Annotated in this window: 14 protein-coding genes; 11 read left to right on the forward strand and 3 right to left on the reverse strand. The window is 36.1% G+C overall.

Translation table 11 applies throughout. From position 1 onward, the window contains the following. Positions 1-25: 25 nt before the first annotated feature. The 10 genes from LUA86_RS16825 (at position 26) to LUA86_RS16870 (ending at position 17,015) form a co-directional block, all read left to right on the forward strand. Positions 26-2,176 (forward strand): family 43 glycosylhydrolase, encoded by a 2,151-nt coding sequence (locus LUA86_RS16825; RefSeq protein ID WP_231464938.1) that lies wholly within the window; start codon positions 26-28, stop codon positions 2,174-2,176. Between the two features lie 39 nt (positions 2,177-2,215). After that, a complete protein-coding gene (locus LUA86_RS16830) occupies positions 2,216-3,334 on the forward strand; it encodes a glycoside hydrolase family 88 protein (RefSeq protein ID WP_231464939.1) in 1,119 nt (372 codons plus the stop codon). 15 nt (positions 3,335-3,349) lie between these two features. Next, positions 3,350-4,600, forward strand: coding sequence for a DUF2264 domain-containing protein (locus LUA86_RS16835; protein ID WP_231464941.1), 1,251 nt, complete (start codon positions 3,350-3,352; stop codon positions 4,598-4,600). A 305-nt stretch (positions 4,601-4,905) separates the two neighbouring features. Beyond that, on the forward strand, positions 4,906-7,899 hold the full coding sequence (locus LUA86_RS16840; RefSeq protein ID WP_231464943.1) for a TonB-dependent receptor: 2,994 nt from the start codon (positions 4,906-4,908) through the stop codon (positions 7,897-7,899). 10 nt (positions 7,900-7,909) lie between these two features. Next, positions 7,910-9,535 (forward strand): RagB/SusD family nutrient uptake outer membrane protein, encoded by a 1,626-nt coding sequence (locus tag LUA86_RS16845; RefSeq protein WP_231464945.1) that lies wholly within the window; start codon positions 7,910-7,912, stop codon positions 9,533-9,535. 92 nt (positions 9,536-9,627) lie between these two features. Continuing rightward, positions 9,628-10,740: a glycoside hydrolase family 43 protein gene (locus tag LUA86_RS16850; RefSeq protein ID WP_231464947.1), complete on the forward strand. Its 1,113-nt coding sequence runs from the start codon at positions 9,628-9,630 to the stop codon at positions 10,738-10,740. Positions 10,741-10,816: 76 nt separating this feature from the next. Further along, complete coding sequence (locus LUA86_RS16855) at positions 10,817-12,652, forward strand: beta-galactosidase family protein (protein ID WP_231464949.1); 1,836 nt, start codon at positions 10,817-10,819, stop codon at positions 12,650-12,652. A 3-nt stretch (positions 12,653-12,655) separates the two neighbouring features. After that, positions 12,656-12,970, forward strand: a complete 315-nt coding sequence (gene rhaM, locus LUA86_RS16860) for an L-rhamnose mutarotase (RefSeq protein WP_231464951.1) — start codon at positions 12,656-12,658, stop codon at positions 12,968-12,970. A gap of 41 nt (positions 12,971-13,011) precedes the next feature. After that, the gene (locus LUA86_RS16865; RefSeq protein ID WP_231464953.1) at positions 13,012-14,994 is read left to right on the forward strand and encodes a glycoside hydrolase family 127 protein; all 1,983 of its coding nucleotides are present in this window, start codon (positions 13,012-13,014) and stop codon (positions 14,992-14,994) included. A gap of 131 nt (positions 14,995-15,125) precedes the next feature. Continuing rightward, complete coding sequence (locus LUA86_RS16870; protein ID WP_231464955.1) at positions 15,126-17,015, forward strand: alpha-L-arabinofuranosidase C-terminal domain-containing protein; 1,890 nt, start codon at positions 15,126-15,128, stop codon at positions 17,013-17,015. A 24-nt stretch (positions 17,016-17,039) separates the two neighbouring features. Here LUA86_RS16870 and LUA86_RS16875 read toward each other — a convergent pair whose 3' ends face one another. Continuing rightward, a complete protein-coding gene (locus LUA86_RS16875; RefSeq protein WP_231464957.1) occupies positions 17,040-19,121 on the reverse strand; it encodes a hypothetical protein in 2,082 nt (693 codons plus the stop codon). Between the two features lie 409 nt (positions 19,122-19,530). After that, positions 19,531-19,917 (reverse strand): RagB/SusD family nutrient uptake outer membrane protein, encoded by a 387-nt coding sequence (locus LUA86_RS16880; protein WP_231464959.1) that lies wholly within the window; start codon positions 19,915-19,917, stop codon positions 19,531-19,533. A 320-nt stretch (positions 19,918-20,237) separates the two neighbouring features. On the opposite strand from LUA86_RS16880, the gene LUA86_RS16885 reads away from it, so the two are divergent. Then, positions 20,238-20,678 (forward strand): response regulator, encoded by a 441-nt coding sequence (locus tag LUA86_RS16885; RefSeq protein WP_231464961.1) that lies wholly within the window; start codon positions 20,238-20,240, stop codon positions 20,676-20,678. 316 nt (positions 20,679-20,994) lie between these two features. Here LUA86_RS16885 and LUA86_RS16890 read toward each other — a convergent pair whose 3' ends face one another. After that, the gene (locus tag LUA86_RS16890) at positions 20,995-21,885 is read right to left on the reverse strand and encodes a 1-aminocyclopropane-1-carboxylate deaminase/D-cysteine desulfhydrase (RefSeq protein ID WP_231464963.1); all 891 of its coding nucleotides are present in this window, start codon (positions 21,883-21,885) and stop codon (positions 20,995-20,997) included. Between the last annotated feature and the right edge of the window lie 66 nt (positions 21,886-21,951).

Raw genomic sequence — 21,951 nt, forward strand, 5'->3', positions numbered from 1 at the left:
TTAAAATCGAACAATATAAATTGATATGAAAATAGTGTTTTGGATGTATGTTTTGCTGGCTTTTGCTCCATTGCAAATTTTTGCGCAGAAAAAAGTGAGTGATAAGCAAAAGTTAGATGCCTATCTCTTTGTTTATTTTACTGGTAATGATAAAAATGAGGAAGCCATACATTTTGCCATCAGTAAAGATGGTTATACCTATAAAGCACTAAATAATAATCAACCGATTATTTCTTCGGCAAAAATTAGTTCTACAGGTGGTGTAAGAGACCCACATATATTAAGAGGCGAGGATGGAAAAACATTCTATATGGTTGCAACGGATATGGAATCGGCAAAAGGCTGGGATTCTAACCGGGCAATGGTGCTTTTAAAATCAACAGATTTAGTGAACTGGACATCCAAAGTTGTAAATATTCAAACCCGATTTAAAAACCAGGATAGCTTAAAAAGGGTTTGGGCGCCCCAAACAATTTACGATTCAGAGGCTAAAAAATATATGGTATACTGGTCTATGAAACATGGAAATCAGCCCGATATTATTTATTATGCCTATGCCAATAAGGATTTTACAGATTTGGAAAGCGAGCCTAAACAATTATTTTTTAGTCCGACTAATGGCTCGTGTATAGATGGTGATATTATTTACAGCAATGGAAAATATAATCTTTTTTTCAAAACTGAAGGAAATGGAAATGGAATAAAAAAGGCTGTTTCATCAAGTTTAACCAGAGGTTATGTGCTTCAAGATAAATATTTGCAGCAAACTAAAGATGCTGTAGAAGGTGCCGGCGTTTTTAAATTAAACAATAGTAACGAATACATCCTAATGTATGATGTGTACATGAAAGGTAAATATCAGTTTATAAAAAGTACCGATTTGAACAGTTTCAAAGTAATTGATGAAGCCGTAAACATGGATTTTCATCCACGCCATGGTACAGTTTTACCCATTACTGCTATTGAAGCGAAACGTTTATTAGCAAAGTGGTATAGTGCTAAAGCCGTGCTCGAATCGGCCGGTTCATCTTCTATAAAGCGGAATAACATTGTGATTGATGAAAAAGATAAAACCGTTTACTTTCCATTAAAATACGGTTCAAACTTAAAAGCTGTTGATTTGCAGTTCTATAACCTTCCGGGAATAAGCATTGCACCAAATAAACCGATAGATTTTAGTGAAGCTTCAACTGAAATTACTCTTTCAATTGGTGGTAAAACCGCCGAAACCTACAAGGCAAGCGCTGAAATAAACAACAATCCGGTATTATCGGGTTACTATGCCGACCCTGAAATTATCTATTCAAACAAAACTAAAAAATACTATTTATACCCAACCAGTGATGGTTTTACAGGTTGGAGCGGTAAATATTTTAAAACCTTTTCATCAACTGATTTAGTAAACTGGAAAGATGAAGGAACAATTCTAGATTTGGAAAAAGATGTGAGTTGGGGCAAAAGAAATGCCTGGGCACCAACCATAGCTGAGAAAAAAATAGGTAGCGAGTATAAATATTTTTACTATTTCACAGCCGCTCAAAAAATTGGTGTTGCGGTATCAGATAATCCAAATGGTCCTTTTAAAGATAGCGGCAAAGCCTTAATTGCTAAGAAACCAAAAGGTATTAAAGGCGGACAAGAAATTGATCCTGATGTTTTTACTGACCCTAAAACAAGCCGAAGTTATTTGTATTGGGGGAATGGCTATATGGCTGTTGCACCATTAAATTCAGATATGGTTTCAATCGACACAAATTCGATAAAAGTGATTACCCCAAATAAAGATTTTAGAGAAGGTACAGAGGTTTTTTATCGTAATGGAAAATATTATTTCTTATGGTCTGAAGATGATACCAGAAGCGAAAATTACCGTGTTCGTTATGGTTATTCTGACACTCCAAATGGCGAAATCACCATCCCCAATGATAATTTGATTTTATCTAAAGCTCCACAACTCGGTATTTATGGAACAGGACATAACAGTGTGATTCAAATTCCGGGTAAAGATGAATGGTATATGATTTACCACCGTTTTAATTTGCCTAAAGGTATTACGATGGGCGATGCCGCAGGATACAATAGAGAAGTTTGCATCGATAAAATGGAGTTCAATGCCGATGGAACGATAAAAAAAGTAATTCCAACAATCAAAGGGATTAACCCGATAAAAAATTAAAGAAACTGATGTTTTTAAACAGTTTAAAATAATAAACAGATGAAAAAGTATTTCTTAATTGTGTTGCTTGTTTTACTTAAAATAACAAGTTATGCTCAAAAACTTCCGGCTAAAGCCGAGGTGCTGAAAATTATTGATAAGGCTAACCAATTTTGGCAAAGCAATAATCCACCGCAAGTACGTTCCTTTTGGGATAATGCGGCTTACCATACCGGTAATATGGAAGTGGTTGCGCTTACCCAGAACAAGGTTTATCAAAAATATTCTGAAGATTGGGCAGTTCACAATCAATGGATGGGTGCAAAATCTAAAGACAAAAGTACCTGGAAATACAAATATGGCGAAACTGACGATTATGTACTTTTTGGCGATTGGCAAATTTGTTTTCAAACTTATATAGATTTATATCATTTGGATAAGCAAGAATATAAAATTGCCAGGGCTAAAGAAGTTATGGAGTTTGAGATGAGTACGCCTAATAACGATTATTGGTGGTGGGCGGATGGTTTATACATGGTTATGCCGGTTATGACAAAACTCTATAAAACCACTGGCAATAAACAGTATTTAGAAAAATTACACGAATATTTTGCTTATGCCAACAGCATTATGTACGATAAAGAAGCAGGGCTTTATTACAGAGATGCTAAGTATGTATATCCAAAGCATAAAAGCGTTAATGGTAAAAAAGATTTTTGGGCACGTGGCGACGGTTGGGTATTTGCAGGTTTGGCCAAAGTATTAAAAGATTTGCCAAAAGATGATAAAAACAGAGATGAATTTGTAACGAAATATAAAATCATGGCTGATGCTATTGTGAAATGCCAGCAAAAAGAAGGTTATTGGACCAGAAGTATGTTGGATGCTGAACATGCCCCCGGACCCGAAACCAGTGGTACTGCATTTTTTACCTATGGCTTATTTTGGGGCATCAACAATGGCTACCTTAAAAACAAAATTTATAAAGAATCTGCTTTAAACGGCTGGAATTATTTATCAAAAACAGCATTGCAAGATAGCGGAAAAGTGGGTTATGTTCAGCCTATTGGCGAGAAAGCCATTCCAGGTCAAATTGTTGACCAAAACTCAACCTCAAATTTTGGTGTAGGTGCATTTTTACTGGCCGGCTGCGAATTTTACAGATTTTTAAAAAAATAAAAACCTAACCATAATATGAAATATTCCGCAATTAAACTATCAATATTTATACTGATACTTTCTGTTTCAACATCGGCTTTTAGCCAAAAGAAAAAAACGATTAAGCAAACCGCTACGTTAACCGACAGGCAATTTTGGTTGCAGCAAATGGATAAAATGGTAAAACCTGTTTTATACAATTTGGCTAAAGATAGTTTGAAGATTAATATGCCAAAGGTTACATCCATCCATATTGATAATAAAGAACATAGAATAAAAGTTCAATATGTAGAGGTTTTAGGAAGGGTTTTAAGTGGTGTTGCGCCCTGGCTACAGTTAGAAGGCGGCGATGAAAAAGAAGTTGCATTAAGAAAGCAATACCGCGAATGGGCAATACAAGGCTTAAAAAATTCATTAGATTCAAACGCTAAAGATTTTATGAATTATGATATCGGCGGCCAGCAGTTGGTTGATGCATCATACGTTGCTTTAGCTTTTATCAGAGCGCCATGGCTTTGGGAAAATTTAGGTGAAAAACACAGGCTTTTAATGATGAAATCCATCGTAACTACGAAAAGGTTTAAGCCGGTATTTTCTAACTGGTTACTGTTTTCTGCAATGAATGAGGCTTTTTTAGCAAAATTTGGCTACAGCTGGGACCCAATGCGAGTTGATTACGCTTTGCAGCAGATGGAGCAATGGTACGTAGGCGATGGCATGTATAAAGATGGAAGCACTTATGCCTTTGATTATTACAATAGCTATGTAATTCATCCTTACCTGGCCAAAATCTCAGAAATAATCGGCGCAAAGGTTAAGGATTATAATTCGATGTTTGAGAAGATTAGAAAACGAAACGAACGTTATGCCATATTACAAGAGCGTTTAATTAATACTGATGGCACTTATCCTGCAACAGGCAGGTCTATCATTTACCGTGGTGCAGCATTTCATCATTTGGCAGATATGGCGCTTCGAAATGCTTTGCCTAAACAATTAAGCCCGGCCCAGGTGCGTTGTGCCTTAACTGCGGTAATTAAAAAAACTTTAGTGAGCCCAACTACTTATAATAATGGTTGGTTAACCATTGGTTTATACGGAAATCAACCAGATTTAGGCGATTTTTATAATAATCAAGGCAGCCCTTACATCTGTACAAATATTTTTCTCCCATTAGGATTACCTGCCAGCGACCCATTTTGGGCAAACCCGGCAGCTAAATGGAGTGCTCAGCGAATTTGGTCGGGAGAAGATTTCCCGAATGACCATAGCCAGGACTTAAGATAATTGGATTTATAAATGTGGAAGGGGACTAACAGGCTTTTTTAAAATAAACGTAGTTTTTACGTTTGTAAATTTAAAAAATAGCCCTTAAGCCCCTTTTTTGGATAAAATTACCAATTTTACCCCGCTTAATTACCGTTCTACCCCTCACTATAAAGCCGATTTATCTTCTTATTTGTGATAACCAAATTAATAATTTATGACAAGTAGTTAAGACCTCATCCGCTTTTACTAAAAGCCCCATTTGTTTCAAACATCTCTTTTTGAAATTGATAATAAATCAAAAAACTAACTAACCAAATAAAACTATGCTTAAAAAATTACCATCACCAAAAAGGTGTTTACTGGTACTGTTTGCAATATTTTTAATTGCTAATACAGGTTTCAGTAACCTATACGCTCAAGGCGTTATCACAGAAGTAAGCGGTACTATTCAAGATACCAAAGGCTTACCAATACCAGGAGTAACCGTAAAAAATGTAAATACCACTAAATTAGCCATAACAGATGGTAACGGAAGGTATAAAATTGCAGCAGCCAAAGGCGAAAGTTTAACTTATAGCTACGTAGGCTACACGAGCAAAACAATTGTTGTTGCAAATAATGATCAGTTAAACGTAAAGCTTGATGAAGCTGATGATAAAACGCTAAATGATGTTGTTGTTGTTGGTTACGGTACGCAGAAGCGTTCTGATGTAACGGGTTCGGTGGTTTCTGTACCTAAATCCAGGTTATCTCAATTGCCGGTTACCAACATTCTACAATCAATTGAAGGTGCTGTTGCCGGTGTAAATGTCACTACTACCTCAACCGTTCCGGGAAGTCAGCCAAATGCTTTAATCAGAGGTCAAAACTCTATTACTGCAGGTACAGGCCCATTTGTGGTTGTTGATGGTGTTCCATTAAGCAAAACAGGTGGCTCATTAAACGACATTAACCCAAATGATATTGCTTCGGTAGAGATATTAAAAGATGCGAGTGCAACTGCCATATATGGTACAAACGGTTCAAATGGTGTTATTTTAATCACAACAAAAAGGGGAACAAGTGGCAAGCCAATTATTCGTTATAGTGGTTATGCAGGTATCGAAAATATTTCAAACATATTAGAGCCTAGAAGCGGCGCAGAATACGCACAAAAATATGCAGATTTTTTAAAGCAGACAGGTCAGGTACAGCAAAGGCCGGTGCCAAATATTGGTGAGTTACCAGCATATAATGCAGGCACTACAGTAGATTGGGTAAAAGAGGCTACGCAACAAGGAATTATTCAAGACCATAATGTTGGTATATCTGGCGGTTCTCAGGATGTAAAATATTTTATTTCAGGCGATTATTTAGACCAAAAAGGTGTTGTTAAAGGATATAATTTTAAACGCCTTGGTTTACGTTCTAACCTTGATGTAAATGTAACTAGCTTTTTAACAGTTGGTACTTCATTATTTTTAACCAGCAATAATTACGATGGTGGCAGAGCAAACTTACTGTTTGCTACGGCTATGAGCCCTTATGGTCAGCTTTATAATCCAAACGGAACATATAAAATATTTCCAATGGAACCAGAGCAGCTTTACACCAATCCTTTATTAGGTTTAACAACTACTCAAATCAGCAGAACAACAAATTTAAATGGTAACGGCTACGCCGAAGTTAAATTTCCGGGAGCTTTAACCGGTTTAAAATACAGATTAAATGCTGGTTACACTTACTTTCCTAAAAGAGAAGGTAGTTACATTGGGCGTTTAGCTAATGATAATAATGGCACGGCCAGAAGTTTTAATTCTTCAACAAACAGCTACACCATCGAAAATATTTTAACTTATTCAAAGGATATTAAAAAGCATCACTTTGATATCACCGCACTTTACAGTTCTCAGGAGCGTAAATACTTTGAAACTACAGCAGGTGCAACAGGTTTTATCAATGATGAATTAGGTTTAGATAATATCGGTGCTGGTTCTACACAAACAAGTGGTAGTTACAGAGATAGATATGGTATCAACTCTCAAATGGGCCGTTTATTTTACTCTTACGATAGCCGCTATTTATTCACTTTAACAGCTAGAAGAGATGGTTCATCAGTTTTTGGTGCTAATACAACTAAATATGGTGTTTTCCCTTCAGCAGCATTCGGCTGGAACATCACCAACGAAGGTTTCATGAAAGATGCCAAGTTTTTTAACAACTTAAAACTACGTTTATCTTACGGTAAAACTGGTAATGAAGCGGTTAGTGTTTATCGTACTATCACAACAGATAATACTGGTCGCTCGCCATTTAACGGAATCAGTACAATTGGCGTTTTTCCAGCCAACTTGGGTAACTCATCTTTACAATGGGAAACGACTAAAACTGCTAATATTGGTTTAGATTTTGGAATTTTAAACAACAGAATTAACGGTAGTATTGAAGCTTACGAAAATAAAACCAGTGGATTGCTGTTAAGCAGAAGTTTACCAATTATTACTGGTTACTCTAACGTACTCGAAAATATAGGTAAAACCACCAACAAAGGTTTAGAGATAACGTTAAACACACAAAACTTTGCCGGTAAAGATTTTAGATGGGAAACCATGGTTGTATTTGCAACAAACAAAAATAAAATTACCGATTTATATGGCGATGGTAAAGATGATATAGGTAACAGATGGTTTATTGGTAAACCAATTAGTGTTGTTTACGATTATGAAATGACTGGCGTTTGGCAAACAGGTGAAGATGTTTCTAAACAAGATCCAACCGCAAGGCCTGGTAGCTTAAAATTTAGCGATTTAAACGGCGATGGAAAAATCACTGGAGATGATAGAAAAATTTTAGGTCAAGCTGCTCCAAAATGGACTGGTGGTTTAACAAATACTTTTCACTATAAAAACATTAATCTAAGTGTTTTCATCCAAACCGCTCAAGGAATGACAAAGAACAATCAGGATTTAACTTATGGTGATGAAACGGGTAGAAGAAATACACCTGCAGAAATCGGATACTGGACACCGGAAAACATGAGTCAAACCCGCCCGGCTTTATCTTATAACAACACTTTAGGTTATGGATACGCTTCAGATGCAAGTTATACGCGTATAAAAGACGTCACTTTAAGTTATGTTTTCGGTCAATCTATGCTTGATAAATTACATTTAGGCGGATTAACAGTATATGCGAGCGGTCGTAACCTGCACACTTTTACAAATTGGATTGGATGGGATCCGGAGAACAATTACTCTTCAAGAGGATCTGGCGATTGGACCAATAATTATCCTTTAACCAGAACATTTGTATTCGGTTTAAATGTTTCATTACGTTAATTTATTTATCATGAAAAAGAATATAACAATTATAGCAGCCGCAGTGACTATGCTTTTCGCATTTTCATCTTGCAAAAAGGCCTTTTTGGATGAAAAACCTTTCTCTTCTTACACCCCTTTAACAGTTACAGATTCACTTGGATTTGAAGCTTCTTTAGTTGGGCTTTATAATCATACCAGTACCATATTCTCGTGGTCTGACCAACAAGGGTGGCCGAGTGTTTGGCAAGTTGGTACTGATGTTGCAAACGCAACAAATAACCAGCAAGGTGTAGAAATACCTTATTACAATTACGAAACCCTAGCCGCAACTGATGGTGGTTCTGCCCGTACCTGGAACAGGTATTACATCTTGGTTAACTTAACAAATACGATTGTAGATGGGGTAGAAAATCCTTCAACAACAAGTTTAAGCGCCAGAGGTAAAGCACAGGTTAGTGCCGAAGCTAAATTTTTCAGAGCTTATGCTTACAATAATTTAGCAACATTATATGGTGGTGTTCCTTTAATTACTAAAGCATTAACAGGTCCGAAGATTGACTTTGTTAGGGCACCGATTGCTGATGTAAATAATTTTATCGTTAGTGATTTACTTTATGCAGTTGCCAATTTACCCGATATTGAAGCGGTTAAAACTAATACTAAAGGTAAAATGTATGGCAGAGCAAATAAGTTTATGGCTATGCAACTTCTGGCAGAAGTATATCTTCGTATGAATAAGCCTGACTTGGCCGAAGCACAAGCTCAAGCCATTATTTCGAGCGGAAAATTTAGTTTAATTAAAAACAGATTTGGTGCAAAAACCAGTTTACCTGGCGATTATTATTCGGATATGTTTCAATATGGCAACCAACGCCGTTCGCAAGGAAACACCGAATCTATCTGGGTGTTGGAGCAAGAAAATCCAAATTCAGTTGTTGGCGGGATAACAAATTCGCCACAACAAAGAAGGGTATGGGGTGCTGCATATTACAACATTGCAGGTATGGCCTTAGCCGATTCATTGGGTGGAAGATCTATTGGTAGGTTACGTTTAAGTAACTGGGTATTGTATGGTTTATACAAAGGAAATGATATTCGTAATTCTCAGTACAACATCCGCAGAAAGTATTATTACAATGATCCAAGTCCAACTTATGCAGCCAGATTTGGTAAGCAAGTACCTTTTACAGGACCAGATACTTTGATAAATATCTGCCCAAGTACAACCAAATGGGGCGCTTTTGATCCAAATGATACATTCGGTTTCGCTATGATTAAAGATTTTATTTTAATGCGTTTAGGAGAAACCTATTTATTATTAGCTGAAGCTCAGGTTGCACAAGGTAAAACAGCAGAAGCGGCAAATACAATTAATGTGCTAAGAACAAGAGCAAATGCCGACCAGGTTACAGCTGCGCAAATGACTAAAGATTTTATTTTAGATGAGCGTGCGAGAGAATTAATTGGTGAAGAAAACAGAAGGATGACTTTGATGAGAACCGGAACTTTGGTAGAAAGAGCATTAAGATTAAATTCTGGCGATAAATCAAAACCAATTACAGGCTTAACTTCAAAAGCACTTTTATTACCAATTCCGTTAGGCGAAATTCAACTAAATAAGGATGCTGTGCTAACACAAAATCCTGGATACTAATTTATTGTGGTTAGTTAATCGGGGAGACGCTTTTTTGTCTTCCCGATATTTTTTATTCACTAACTTGCCTTTTCAACCCGAAATAAAAAATCATGCTTAAAATTAAAACCTCCTGTTTCCTTTGGCTAATTATTGCTTTTTCATCCAATGTGGTATTTGCTCAGAAAAAGCAAAATGCTTTTTATCCTGGCCAATTATGGAAAGATGATAAGGGTGTTCATATTAATGCCCATGGCGGAGGTATAGTGGAAAGTAAAGGTGTTTATTATTGGTTTGGAGAACATAAAGTAGCAGGCGAAAAAGGAAATACTGCACAGGTTGGTGTACATTGCTATTCATCAAAAGACTTATATAATTGGAAAGATGAAGGTATAGCGCTTCGGGTTTCTGATGATTTAAAAAGCGACATTGCAAAAGGTTGTATTCTGGAGCGACCAAAAGTTGTTTACAATAAGAAAACAAAGAAATTTGTAATGTGGTTTCACCTGGAGTTGCTAGGTAAAGGTTACGAAGCTGCCCGCACCGGGCTTGCTGTTGCCGACAAAGCAACCGGGCCATATACATTCGTTAAAAGCTATCGTCCAAATCCGGGTATTTTGCCTTTTTATCATGAAGGAACATCATTGGCCGATCAGGTAAACTGTACAAAGCCAGCCAATAAAAGTGATGGTTTTTTCTGTCGCGATTTACCTGGCGGACAAATGGCTAGAGATATGACTGTTTTTGTTGATGATGATGGTAAAGCCTATCATATTTTTTCATCTGAAGAAAATTTCACACTTCATTTGGCAGAGTTAAGTGATGATTACTTAAGCCATACCGGAAAATTTATAAGGATTTATGTAGGGCATCAAACTGAAGCTCCTGCGCTTTTTAAAAAGGATGGAACTTATTATATGGTTGGTTCCGGTTGTACAGGCTGGGATCCAAATCCTGCAAGGTGGTTCAAATCAAATTCTATTTGGGGTCCGTGGGAATACATGGGTAATCCCTGCATAGGTGAAAACGCCAACATCACCTATGGTGGCCAAAGCACATACGTGTTACCTGCACCCGGAAAAAAAGGGCAGTTTATTTTTATGGCTGATAAGTGGGCACCAAAAAATGCTATTGATGGCCGCTATCTATGGTTGCCAATTAAGTTTAATAACCAAAAAATGGAGATCAGCTGGCTAGACAAGTGGGATCTTAACATCTTTAAATAAAATATTACACCGGCAAAGGTTGCTTTACGTTGCATAAAATTGCAATGCTAAAATTCTTTTGCCAAAAAATCTATTTATGAACACATTAAAAAAATACATTTTCTTGCTTGTGGTTTTGTGTATTTCAGCATCAGTTTATGCTCAAAATGCTCAGCACAGCTTTAAATTAAGCGATAATAATTTTCTATTGGATGATAAACCTTTCCAAATCATTTCCGGAGAAATCCATTATCCGAGGGTGCCAAAAGAAGCCTGGAGAGATAGAATGAAAATGGCGAAGGCGATGGGCTTAAATACCATTGGTACTTACGTTTTCTGGAATTTACACGAACCACAAAAGGGCAAGTTTGATTTTTCAGGTAACAACGATATTGCTGCTTTTGTAAAAATTGCCCAGGAAGAAGGCTTATGGGTTATCTTAAGGCCAAGCCCTTACGTTTGTGCCGAATGGGAGTTTGGTGGCTACCCTTACTGGTTGCAAAACGAAAAATCGCTTGTGGTTAGAAGTAAGCAGCAAGAATATTTAAATGAATACAAAAAATACATCAACGCTGTTGGAAAACAACTTGCCCAATTACAAGTAAATCATGGTGGTAATATTTTAATGGTTCAGGTAGAAAATGAATATGGTTCTTTCGCGGCAGATAAGGAATATTTAGCCATCAATAGAAAGATGTTTATAGAAGCTGGTTTTGATGGTTTATTATACACTTGCGATCCTGAGGTTGATATTGTGGGCGGTCATTTAAACGGTTTGCTACCTGCAATTAATGGTCAGGACAATCCTGATAGGGTAAAAGCTGCAATTAACAAATACCACAATGGCGTTGGTCCGTATTTTATAGCTGAATGGTATCCAGCCTGGTTCGATTGGTGGGGTACCCCGCACCACACGGTTCCGGCTGAGCAATATACGGGCAAATTAGATTCTGTATTAAAAGCAGGCATTTCTATAAATATGTACATGTTTCATGGAGGAACAACGAGAGGATTTATGAATGGCGCAAATTATAAAGATACCTCGCCTTATGAGCCTCAAATAAGTAGTTACGATTATGATGCACCGTTAAATGAAGCCGGTAATGCAACAGAAAAATTTAAACAGTTTAGGGCAGTAATTCAAAAACACTTGCCTAAAGATGTTAAACTTCCGGCCATTCCGGCGGCTAAGTTGGCAATTTCTATTAAACCTTTTCAGCTTGATAAAAAATATTACGTGTTTAATAACCTTACTACCGGTGTAGAAAATGCTAAGCCGCTAACGTTTGAAGATTTAAAGCAAGATTATGGCTACATGCTTTACCGTACGCAAATAACTGGGGGTAAAAAAGGTTCACTTAAAATCAATAAATTGAGAGATTATGCAATCATCTTTATCAATGGTAAACAGGTTGGTATTTTAGATAGGAGGTTAAATCAGGATAGCCTAAGCCTTGATTTGCCAAGCGGAAAGCTACAGTTGGATATTTTTGTAGAAAATATGGGGCGGATTAATTTTGGTAAGTATTTATTAGAAAACAAAAAAGGCATAACCGAAAATGTTTCATTTAATGGCGCTGTAATAGAAAATTGGAAAATGTTTAGTTTGCCTTTCAGTAATGTAGAAGGTTTTGCCAAAAAGCAATCGACCAATACATCTAACTTCGGACCAACATTTAGCACAGGGTCTTTTAAACTTTCAAAAACCGGAGATACTTATTTGGATATGCAAAATTGGGGTAAAGGTGTGGTTTGGATTAACGGACATAATTTGGGAAAATATTGGTCAATTGGTCCGCAACAAACTATTTATGTTCCTAAAGAATGGTTGAAAACGGGTGATAACAGCATTCAGGTTTTAGAATTACTAAATGATAAGGCTGCAACAATCACGGCGATAGAAACGCCAATTCTTAATTCCCTTAAAAAATAGCAAATGGAGCGGATTGCCTTTAAAATGAAATTAATAAAAGGTTTTGAAGAGGAGTATCGAAAACGACACGACGCTATCTGGCCGGAATTGTCTGCTTTATTAAAAGAAACGGGCGTATCTGATTATTCAATCTTTTTAGATAGAGATAATGCTGAGCTGTTTGCAGTACTGAAAATTCACAATTCAGTATTACTAAAAGCCTTGCCAGCACAACCTGTTATGCAAAAATGGTGGGCTTATATGAGCGATATAATGGAAACCAGTGCAACTTATGAGCCGCTTTCTTTCCCTCTGGAAGAAGTTTTTTATCTTAAATAAATTTTTGCGCTCCACTTTACACGATGATTTAAGAACAAAAGATGAAAAGGATTTTTATTTTTTTGGTATTGATTGCGAACTTATCGCATGCGCAAAACCTACAAGATTATACTATAAAACCAATAGAATTTACGAAGGTAAAATTGCTTGATAAGTTTTGGCTGCCCCGTATCGAAACAAATAAATTAGTAACCATACCAACATCTTTTGCCCGATGTGAAAACACCGGAAGAATAAAAAATTTTGAAATGGCCGCCTCCAAAACCGGTAAGTTTTGTACAACTTTTGTTTTTGATGATACGGATATCTACAAAACTATAGAAGGCGCTTCTTACTCGCTGGCTGTATATCCTGATAAAAAATTAGAAAGGTACATCGATTCATTAGTTGTGGTTATAGCAAATGCTCAAGAACCTGATGGCTATTTGTATACAGCTAGAACAATTAATCCGGCTAATCCACCATCGTGGTCTGGTAAACAACGCTGGGTAAATGAAGGAAATATGAGTCATGAGTTGTATAATTCAGGGCATTTAATAGAATCAGCTGTTGCGCATTACCAAGCAACCGGAAAACGTAATTTATTAGATATTGCAATAAAAAATGCCGATTTGTTGGTTAATACTTTTGGAGAAGGTAAACTGGCAGTAGCACCCGGACATGAAATTATAGAAATGGCTTTGGTGCGCTTATATCGTATAACATCAAACGAAAAATATTTAAACCTGGCCAAATTCTTTATCAACCAAAGGGGCATTAAAAAGTACGATGCCAAAGATTCAAACCCATGGAAAAACGGTGCTTACTGGCAAGATCATTTACCAATAACACAGCAGGCAGAAGCAGTAGGCCATGCAGTTAGGGCCATGTATTTATATGCAGGCGTTGCGGATGTGGCTGCCTTAACAGGTGATAAAATGTATGTAGCCGCAATAGATAAAATTTGGGATAACATGTGCAGCAAAAAAATGTATGTTAACGGTGGTATTGGTGCCGTACCAGATGGAGAACGCTTTGGAGATAATTACGAACTTCCAAATGCTACTGCCTACAACGAAACTTGTGCCGCCATTGGCAATGTATACTGGAACCAGCGCATGTTTTTACTACATGGAAACTCTAAGTATATTGATGTGATGGAGAAGGTAATGTATAACGCTCTGTTATCGGGCGTGGGCTTGGATGGTAAAACATTTTTTTATACAAATGCAATGCAAATTTTTGATGGACCTAAGCATAAAGATGTAGAGCCTGGTCGTTCTGGTTGGTTTGAATGCTCGTGCTGCCCAACTAATATGTCGCGTTTTTTACCCTCATTAAGTGGTTATATTTATGCACAAACTCAAAATCAGGTTTACATTAATTTATTTGTTGCAAGCTCTACCAATTTAAATATTGGCAATAAGGCGGTTAGTATCACTCAAAAAAATAATTACCCATGGGATGGAAATTTAAACTTTGATATTGAACCTACTGTAGCTACAAATTTTGCATTAAAATTCCGCTTACCGGGATGGGCCAATAACGAAGCTATACCTTCTGATTTATACAAATTTCAGCAAAAAAATCAAGGTAAATTTAGCATCAAACTAAACGGAAAAGCAGTAAAATATAAGCTCATTGATGGTTATGTTACTATCGAAAGAACTTGGCAGCCTGGCGATAAAATTGAATATGTTCTTCCAATGGAGGTAAAAAATGTTATAGCAAATGATATTCTGAAAGAAGACATGAATAAATTGAGTTTTCAACGCGGGCCAATAACATATTGCGCTGAAGCTGCCGATAATTTAGCTAAAATAAGTGCCTTAGAAATTCTTGAAACCCAAAAATTTAAATATGCATATCATCCTGAACTATTAAACGGTGTTGTACAATTAGAAGGTAAAGCGCATTCAAAATCTTCAACTGAAAATAATAAAGACGTTGCTTTAAAGTTAATTCCTTATTATGCCTGGGCAAACAGAGGTTTAGGCGAAATGAGTGTTTGGTTCCCGGTTTCCATATTAACATCTGGAAATTAAAGACTTATCTATAAAAAAAAATATTTCTAATGACAATCCATTCAAATTTAAAGTATTGGTTTTGCAGTGTTATTGCGATTAAGTTTTTTGCAGTATCATTTGTCCATGCTCAAAATAATCATATCATAAACTTGGAGACGAATAAAAGCATTGCCAAAGTGCAGCCAAATATGTGGGGTGTTTTTTTTGAGGATATTAATTTTGGGGCTGATGGTGGCATTTATGCAGAATTAATTAAGAACAGGTCTTTCGAATTTGCGAAGCCATTAATGGGTTGGTCTATCGTTAGAGATAAGCCGCAAGAAGGCGAAGTTTTGGTTGTTAACCGCAAAGAAGTAAATCAGGCAAACCCAAGGTATTTGCAAGTGCACAAAAACACTACCGATTTTGAACTTGTAAATGAAGGTTTTAAAGGAATTGGTGTAAAAAAAGATTTGAGTTATAATTTTTCTGTAATGTATCGCCAGGCAAAAGTTGGCGTTACCATGGTTTTACAGCTTAAGGATGAAAATAATAAAATTATCGCTCAGGGTAATTTTAAACCCGATAATATTGGTGATGGATGGCATAAACAATCGCTAAGTTTTGTTGCGACAGAAAGTAGTGCAAAAGCCAAATTTTCTATAGTATTTAAAGGCAATGGCCATATCGATTTAGATATGATTTCATTATTTCCTGGAGATACCTGGAAAAACCGGCCTCAAGGTTTAAGGGCTGATATGGTTCAGTTGTTAGCAGATATGAAGCCTGGCTTTATCCGTTTTCCTGGTGGATGCATTGTAGAAGGCACCGATTTAGCTAATCGGTATCAATGGAAAAATACAATCGGACCAATCGAAGGTAGAAAAATGATTGTAAACCGGTGGAACAATGAATTTGCTCATCGCCCTGCGCCAGATTATTACCAAAGCTTTGGCTTAGGTTTTTTTGAGTATTTTCAATTGGCAGAAGATATAGGCTCGGATGCATTACCGATTTTAAATTGTGGTATGGCTTGCCAGTTTAATTCTGGCGAAGTGGTTGCGCTCGATGAATTGCAGCCTTACATTCAGGATGCTTTGGATTTAATTGAGTTTGCCAATGGCGATGCTTCTACTGTTTGGGGTAAAAAAAGAATTGAATTAGGGCACGCAAAACCTTTTAATTTAAAGATGTTAGGCGTGGGAAATGAGAATTGGGGTCCGCAGTATATGGAGCGTGTGGCTTTGTTTAAGGCTGCAATTAAGGCAAAGTATCCAAACATCAAATTAATTTATAGCTCTGGCACCGACCCAGAAGGCGATCGTTTTAACCTGCTCGATAATTATTTAAGAAATGAAAAGGCAGATTTTATCGATGAGCACTACTATCGTTCGGCAGAGTGGTTTCTAAAAAACGCCGGTCGGTATGATAATTACCCAAGAAATGATACCAAAGTTTTTGTAGGGGAATATGCTGTACATGCTGATAAAAATTTAACTGGTAAGGAAAAGAATAACTGGCAAAGTGCGTTGGCTTCTGCATCGCTCATGACAGGTTTAGAGCGTAACGCCGATGTTGTTCAAATGGCATCGTATGCACCACTTTTTGCTCATGTAGATGCATGGCAATGGGCGCCTGACATGATTTGGGTTGATAATTTAAAATCGTACGGAACACCAGATTATTATATACAAAAGCTATTTTCTACAAATAAAGGTACCGATGTAATAGCTATAACTTTAAATGGAAAAAATATTACCGGGCAAAATGGATTATATGCATCATCGGTATTGGATAAAACCAAAAAAGAATTAATAATAAAAATTGCAAATAATGCTGCGGAAGAGCAGCATATTGATTTTACTCTGCTCGGAAAGGCCAAACTAAAATCAAAATATTCAATAGAAACGATGAGCGATGATAATTTAAATCAATTGAATTCTTTTGAAAATCCTTTAGCGGTTAGTCCGCAAAAAAGTATTTACAATATGAAAGGTAAAGGCCTAAATGTGCGCTTAAAACCTTATTCTTTCAATTTGATTAAAATCGGGCTGAACTAAAAAAAGAAATGATTTGGCTGGAAATTACTCCAGCCAAATCATTTGCGTAAAAGCACCATTGGCTGCTATGTCCCAAGCCTCTAATCTTACCCATTTTCTGCCTTTTAAATTAACTTTCCAGCTATAATCTTTCTGACCAAAAGCGCTCGTATCATTCAAATTAAAGCGTTCCCGATATATTTCTTTTCCATCACCCGAAACAATTTCTGCATAATTCATCGGGAAAGTCCAATCCAGTTTCAGCTTAATTAATGCATTACCCGCATCATCTAATTTTAAGGCTTCGCCTGATTTTTTATTATTGATGCTAAAATTTGGAATCACAACTTCTCCGGTAGATACAAAAAATTTCCCTTTTCTAAGTGCATCTAAAACGGGTTGCCAACCTTGCTCGTAATTTGGTAGCTTGTCCATTTCCAGATAATTAACATTTAAGTGCGCATACATTTCATTCTGATGTGTAATTGTAAAAATATCCGCTTCTGATAATACATGTTTTTTTAAGCCCCAGTTGGCCATATCATCGTATAATTTTAAAACACGCTGGCTTAATGTAGCAATTGATAAATCTGCAGGAATTGCTTTCCAGGCTGCTCCTAAATAGGTGTCTGATTTAAAAAATGCTTCTTCTTTATAATTATCAGGATAACCTGTTGATGCTTTCGTACGTGCATGAGCAGTCCAGGCTAAGCCATTTTCCAGCTCCAATAATTTAAGCATTTCTTCTTTATTCGCAACACGATAAACTTTCCCAAGCCCGGCTACATCTGTAAGAAAAGGTTCTTCAGCTTTCCGCGACATAATCCAATAAACCGGTTTGGGGAAAAATGCAAGCCAATGGCCACCATAAAAGTTATTGGCTTCTTCTCCGGGTAACAACAGAAAGGTTGAATCAGAGAGTCGTTTAGTTTGTTCAAAAAGAGATTTTAGCTCCTTTATTCTTTCAATTTCAGGTCCTTTAGGATGGCCCGGTCCATGAAACTCTGCAAGCTTTACAATATCTAAACCGTGTTTTTTAAGCACATCTACAAATTCAGGCTTTTCAGGAATTTCCTTACCAGATAGTGCCACATCGCTAATAAACTCATTATGAAAATGAGTAGCCAAAGTTTTGTAGCCCTTAACCGGTTTAAATTTATCACCATGTGTAAATAGTTTTACTTCATCAAGCGTTTTTGTCGCATCATCAGTATCTATCAAGCAGAAAAAATTAAGGCGTTGTTCGGTTTTTGGTGGCGCATTAAACCAAGGTACATATCTTTTATCGCCTAATGGATCTTGCCTTATACCCATTCCAAATTCTGGTATTAAATTATGAAAATTTTTGCCGTACCAAGTGAATTTCAGATTGAATGCTTCATCCAAAGGATAAAAATATTGGTGCGGTGCAGGAAATAAAGCCAAACTTCCGCCTGTGCTTTCTCCAATTATGGTTCTGTATTTAACTTCTAAATTTCGGCTGGTATCGCTAGCGGTTGGTTTGCTCGATTGCATTTTATCATCGATATCAGCCCATGCCATTGATTTCCATAAAGCTTTTTTATTAACTAAACCTGCATCATAAAGAATTGCCGTAGAATCTGTTTCTGTAGATAAAACTGCTGCCACATTAAATAACGGACTGCCATTATATAAGGTAATTTCTATATTGCCCTTAAATCTATCTGCATTTGCACCGGCTATGGTAACGATTGTATGTTGTCCGTTTGTTGATATTTTTGCACTTTTCTTCGCAATATCAACCGCATAAGATTTATAAGGTTTTCGAGGTACTCTATCGAAAAATACATCCCAACCACCGCTTGATGGGCTAAGTGTACGTTTACCAATTGTAAGTACAAATGCCGGGTCTAATCCCGCAATAATCTCTTTAAATTTATTGCCTTTTCCTAACTGGATACTTTTGAATAACGGATTTTTTTCATCCAAATCTAATTGTATTCTTCCTACACCTTTTTCGCCTGCTGGCCAGCTTAAAGTTATTATTTTTTGATTTACGGTAGCAATTGCGCCATTTTTCTTAAAACCTGATAAATCTACAAAGGGTTTTTGAGCAAGCAAACTATGGCTACTTAGCAGAAAAAAAAATAAAATAATGTTTTTCATAGGTAGGTGAATATTAAATGCCTTTTGGCAAAATACTTTGGTTAGCAGGGTTTATGTTGCAATTGAAGGTAGATTTCAAAAGCGATTAGGCTAAAGTTAATTAGTTATGGAAACTTTTGGGCATAATGAACAAAATTGAGACAAATGAGCAAAAGGTTGAACAGTTTTAGTGTTTTCATTTAGAGAACATATTAAATCTATTTTATCTATCATTATTAGATGAGAACTTAATTGGGTTTTGAAAGTATGTGTAAGCAGAAACATTTGTATTGAAATGCTAAGAGTAGGATGATGGCAATTTAGCTTTTTATGCTAATGAAGCATCTTTATAAAAATAATGGCTCTTTACATATTAATGAAAAAATCCATTTTAGGCATTATCGGGTTAATGAAAATCTATTTATAACCATCATTCTGCTCTATATTCGGTTTCTGCCAATGGAATTGGCAAAATTGTTTTGTTTGAATTTGCAGGAATAGGAATGGTAGTACCTCCGGTACGATATTTAGTAAAACCTAATCTATTACGGATTAAGTCGAACAAACGATGACCTTCAAAAGCAAATTCTTTACGGTTTTCTACTAAAATTAGGCTTTGCAAAGCTGCACGGGTAGCAGTTGTTGTTGCCACAGATGCATCAGCATGCTTTGAAATTACATCCAAATTTGCTGCAGCTAATGCATCTTTTCCTGTTTGTTTAGCCCTCGCCTCAGCACGAATTAAATAAACTTCTGATAAACGAATCACTTTAACACCTTCCTCAAAAATTTTAGTGTTATTATATTTCGTTATCACATTTGCCGAATTTTAAGCACTTGTTCTGCTTGCTCTATTCATAAAGCCTTTTCGTACAGCAGCATTGGTATATAAAATATACAAATCATCTGTTGCCAAACCATTTCCATAACTAGATGCTTGGAATAAAAATGCAGCTAAACGGTCAGTGCCTAAGTTACCGGTACACTTATGTTCTGGAGGTTTTAAAATTCTTTCCGAATAAAAATGAATAGAATGGTTACAAAAATTTGATAAATTGATTTTATCTTCGTTAGGATATCAATAAAACATTTATGTTGATATAAAATCAGACCGAAAAAATTTTACTTAAAAGTTTTATGAAACGTAAAAGGGCAATAGTTATAGATGATGATAAACTGGTTTTGTTTATTCATAAAATAATGATTGAAGATTGCCGACCGGTTTGGGATACAGATTATTTTCCCGATGGGCAATCTGCCTTAAATTATATAAATGCTCAGGCATCAGCAGAAATTAATTTCCTGATTTTTCTTGATATAAGCATGCCCGGTTTAAGCGGTTGGGAAATACTTGATGAATTAGAAAAAAATCCTTTCTATGATCAAATATTTGTTGTGCTGGTTACGGCATTTAACAGTGTTGAAGATAAAACTAAATCTGCAAAATATAAGCAGGTTAAAGCGCACCTGGCCAAACCATTTAAAACAAATGATTTTAACTCATTGAAAGCCATTGATGAATTAGCTCAGTTTTTTGAAAATGATATTATAAATAAAGATGTTGATTTAAAAACTTAATATAAAAAGCATTTGTAAATCAATACCCAAAGCAATATATTTGAAATAAGAATTTTGCAAACAGCTGGCTTTATGTCTGCTGCTCCATTAAATGCTAGCCGATTGTCTTGAATAAAACTTCATTTTTAATTAAAGGTCGATTTTATTTCGCTTAAGCCCTTGGTTGTGTTTATTGAATACATGCTGAAGATGATTGCTCCCTTTTTTAACCCAGGTTATAAAACGACAATCTCCTCGCGAACTTTAAGCCCATTGTGTCAATGGGCTTTTTTTATTTAAACATTTATTGCTCAATTGATTATTGTTAAATATGAGCTTATTTAATAGTTGATGAGATAGTAAATTTATCTTTCATTCCGAAAATCCCCATTAGGCCCCCAGAATGTATGGTAAGTATTTTGTCGTTGTGTGTGAAGTAATTATTTTTCTGCAAATCAATAACTGCATAAAACATTTTAGCGGTATAAACCGGGTCAATTAATAAACCGGTGCTCGAGGTAAATTTCTTTATAAAGCTGATAAGTTCTGGGGTTGTTTTTGCGTAACCACCGAAATGATAATCTGTATGCAATACTAAATTTTCGGTGTTCGAAACATATTTAGAAACTTCGTTCTTTATAAAATCTCCACCCTTTAAAACAGGTATAATGTTTAGTTTAGTTTTAAGTTTATGATTTAAAATGCCTTTTAATAGACCTGCTGAGGTAGTTCCGGTTCCGGCGGCGCAAAAAATGTGTGTATAGGGTTCTAATAATTCGTCGATAATTTCTGCACAACCTAAAGTGGCCTGCAAAGACGCACCTCCTTCATCAATAAAATAGGCGTTTTTATCATCGCCGAAATGTTTTTTAAATAAAGATTTTTTGTCTTTGTAAGCTTCTCTATCGATAAAAATTAAATTCATCCCGAATAGGGTACAAAGTAGAAGCATTTCATTTTCAACACGTTCACCACGAACAAATGCTGTAGAAGTTAGGCTGGCTTTTGCTGCTACAGCAGCGGTTGCTAAAAGATGATTGGAATAAGCCCCGCCAAAGGTTACTAAATGATTTTTAGCTTCTTTTTCAGCGCTTTGAAGTATGTACTTTAACTTGCGCCATTTATTACCAGAAATAAAAGGATCGATTAAATCATCTCGTTTAACATAAAGGTTGTTAAACGGAGCAAGCTTTATTTGCTCTACTGGACTGTATATTTTTTCAAACACGTGTAAAAATAAAAAACACCTGCTAATGGCAAGTGTTTCTTTTGTTCTTTTAGCCGGGTGATTACT

Source organism: Pedobacter sp. Leaf132, from assembly GCF_920984695.1.
Lineage (GTDB): Bacteria > Bacteroidota > Bacteroidia > Sphingobacteriales > Sphingobacteriaceae > Pedobacter.

Bases quoted from the DNA above. Each gene is read 5' to 3' on its own strand.
- LUA86_RS16845 (WP_231464945.1), top strand. From the start codon at position 7,910: ATGAAAAAGAATATAACAATTATAGCAGCCGCAGTGACTATGCTTTTC.
- LUA86_RS16855 (WP_231464949.1), top strand. From the start codon at position 10,817: ATGAACACATTAAAAAAATACATTTTCTTGCTTGTGGTTTTGTGTATT.
- LUA86_RS16830 (WP_231464939.1), top strand. From the start codon at position 2,216: ATGAAAAAGTATTTCTTAATTGTGTTGCTTGTTTTACTTAAAATAACA.
- LUA86_RS16835 (WP_231464941.1), top strand. From the start codon at position 3,350: ATGAAATATTCCGCAATTAAACTATCAATATTTATACTGATACTTTCT.
- LUA86_RS16865 (WP_231464953.1), top strand. From the start codon at position 13,012: ATGAAAAGGATTTTTATTTTTTTGGTATTGATTGCGAACTTATCGCAT.
- LUA86_RS16875 (WP_231464957.1), bottom strand. From the start codon at position 19,121: ATGAAAAACATTATTTTATTTTTTTTTCTGCTAAGTAGCCATAGTTTG.
- LUA86_RS16840 (WP_231464943.1), top strand. From the start codon at position 4,906: ATGCTTAAAAAATTACCATCACCAAAAAGGTGTTTACTGGTACTGTTT.
- LUA86_RS16850 (WP_231464947.1), top strand. From the start codon at position 9,628: ATGCTTAAAATTAAAACCTCCTGTTTCCTTTGGCTAATTATTGCTTTT.
- LUA86_RS16885 (WP_231464961.1), top strand. From the start codon at position 20,238: ATGAAACGTAAAAGGGCAATAGTTATAGATGATGATAAACTGGTTTTG.
- LUA86_RS16825 (WP_231464938.1), top strand. From the start codon at position 26: ATGAAAATAGTGTTTTGGATGTATGTTTTGCTGGCTTTTGCTCCATTG.
- rhaM (WP_231464951.1), top strand. From the start codon at position 12,656: ATGGAGCGGATTGCCTTTAAAATGAAATTAATAAAAGGTTTTGAAGAG.